1 protein-coding gene is annotated in these 2,718 nt (G+C 71.4%); it reads right to left on the bottom strand.

Features of this window, described 5'->3' with window-relative positions; all coding sequences use genetic code 11:
* Nucleotides 1–2,571: alanine--tRNA ligase (gene alaS / locus G6030_RS13845; protein ID WP_182643524.1), on the bottom strand; the 2,571-nt coding region annotated here is incomplete at its 3' end.
* Nucleotides 2,572–2,718 lie beyond the last annotated feature (147 nt).

A 2,718-nucleotide genomic window follows, 5' to 3' on the forward strand; every position in this document is an offset into this window, starting at 1 on the left:
CTTGCCGCCGCCGCGGGCGCCGAGCGCCGGGGAGATCGCCTTGACGAGGTCGCCGGCCCGGAGACCGCGCTCCTGGGCGGCCGGGGTGACGGCGATGACGAACGGCACCTTGTCCTGGCCGGGTGCGGTGAGGAGGACGACGCCCGCGTCGGAGCCGAGGCGGCCCTTGAGGTCGGACGCGAGGGTGCGCAGGTCGCCGGCGGCACCGCCGGGGGCGCTGTGGGCGAGGAACCGGACACCGTCGAGGTCCTCGGCCGAGGCGAGCAGGTCGCCGGCCTGGGAGGCCAGCTGGGCCGCGCGCAGCGACTCGAGGGCCTTCTCGGTCTCGCGCAGCTTGGCGGTCAGCGCGGCGATGCGGTCGGGCAGCTCGTCGGCAGGCGCCTTGAGCGAGGTCGCGAGGCCGGACACGAGAGCGCGCTCGCGGGCCTGGTGGCGGTAGGCGTCCATGCCGACGTAGGCCTCGACACGCCGGATGCCGGACCCGACGGACGCCTCGCCGAGCAGGCTGACGGGACCGATCTGTGCGGAGCTGCTGACGTGGGTGCCGCCGCACAGTTCCATGGAGAACGGGCCGCCGATCTCCACCACCCGGACCGTGGACCCGTAGTTCTCGCCGAACAGGGCCATGGCGCCCATGCGCTTGGCCTCGTCGAGGGTGGTCTCGATGGTGTTGACGCCGTAGTCGGCGTCGACGGCGGAGTTGGTGACCTCCTCGATCTGGGCGAGGACGTCGGCGGGGATCGAGCCGGACCAGTTGAAGTCGAACCGCATGTAGCCGGGCTTGTTGAGCGAACCGGCCTGGACGGCCTCGGGCCCGAGGATCTGGCGCAGCGCCGCGTGGACGAGGTGGGTGGCCGAGTGGCCCTGGGTGGCGCCCTTGCGCCACTCGGGGTCGACGGCGGCGGTGACGAGCTGCCCGGCCTCGACCTCGCCCCCGGTGAGGACGCCCTTGTGGATCCAGAGCTTCTTGCCGATCTTCTGCACGTCGTCGACGCGCATCTGGAAGCCGGCGGTGGAGATCATGCCGCGGTCGCCCAGCTGGCCGCCGGACTCAGCGTAGAACGGGGTGCGGTCGAGCACGAACTCCACCTCGTCGCCCTCGCGGGCCACCGCGACGGCCCGGCCGCCGGAGACGATGCCCAGCAGGCGCGACTCGTCGGTGAGGTCGGTGAAGCCGGTGAAGACGGTCTCGCCGGCGTCGAGGAAGTCGCGGTAGACGGACAGGTCGGCGTGGGCGTGCTTCTTGGCCTGCGAGTCGGCCTTGGCGCGGGCGCGCTGCTCGGACATGAGCGAGCGGAAGCCCTCCTCGTCGACCTGCAGCCCGGCCTCGGAGGCCATCTCGAGGGTGAGATCGATCGGGAACCCGTGGGTGTCGTGGAGGGCGAACGCCTGCTGGCCGGAGAGCACCGCGGCGCCGGACCGGCGGGCGGACTCGGCGGCGCGCTCGAAGAGCTGGGTGCCGGACTCGAGGGTCTTGAGGAAGGCGGCCTCCTCGGCCACGGCGATCCGCTCGATGCGCTCGTAGCCGGCGACGGTCTCGGGGAACGAGGGACCGATCGCGTCCCGGACGGTGGCCATGAACTCGGCCATGGTCTCCCCCGACGCGCCGAGGAGGCGCACGGAGCGGACGATGCGCCGCAGGAGGCGACGGAGGATGTAGCCGCGGCCCTCGTTGCCGGGGGTCACGCCGTCGGAGATGAGCATGTAGGCGGTGCGGGCGTGGTCGGCGATCACGCGGAACCGCACGTCCGAGGCGCTGTCGGCGCCGTACTTCGCGCCGGACAGGCGCTCCGCGGTGTCGATGACCGGGCGCAGCAGGTCGGTCTCGTAGACGTTCTCGACGCCCTGGAGGAGGAAGGCGACGCGCTCGACGCCCATGCCGGTGTCGATGTTCTGCTTGGGCAGCGGGCCGAGGATCTCGAAGGCGTCCTTGCCGGAGCCCTCGCCGCGCTCGTTCTGCATGAACACGAGGTTCCAGATCTCGATGTAGCGGTCCTCGTCGGCCTCCGGCCCGCCGTCGACTCCGTAGGCCGGTCCGCGGTCGTAGAAGATCTCCGAGCACGGTCCACAGGGTCCGGGCACGCCCATGGACCAGTAGTTGTCGGTCATGCCGCGCCGCTGGATGCGCTCTTCGGGCACGCCGATCACGTCGCGCCAGATGCCGTACGCCTCGTCGTCGTCGAGGTAGACGGTGACCCACAGCAGCGCGGGGTCGATGCCGAAGCCCCCGTCGTCGAGCGAGGACGTCAGCAGCGACCACGCGTGGCGGATGGCCCCTTCCTTGAAGTAGTCGCCGAAGGAGAAGTTCCCGGCCATCTGGAAGAAGGTGTTGTGACGGGTGGTGATGCCCACCTCCTCGATGTCGAGGGTGCGCACGCACTTCTGGATGGACGTCGCGGTGGCGTACGGCGGCGTCTCCTGGCCGAGGAAGTAGGGCTTGAACGGGACCATGCCGGCGTTGACGAACAGCAGGTTGGGATCGTCCAGGACCAGTGACGCGCTGGGGACCTCGGTGTGTCCGGCGCGGACGAAGTGGTCGAGGAAGCGGCGCCGGATCTCATGGGTCTGCACAGGGGGCCTCACTGGTCGTCTACGGGTGGTGTCGGGCGAGAGTCAAGACTACCGCCGCGCGGGTCGGCGCCCGGGAACGAGGTGGGGCGGGCCGGGATGCGCTGCGGGCGGGGCGAGGGGCCGTCCCGCGCGGGGACGTGGCAGCCG

Origin of the sequence: Dietzia sp. E1 (assembly GCF_014145015.1) — a bacterium.
In the GTDB taxonomy this organism is placed as follows: Bacteria; Actinomycetota; Actinomycetes; order Mycobacteriales; family Mycobacteriaceae; genus Dietzia; species Dietzia cinnamea_A.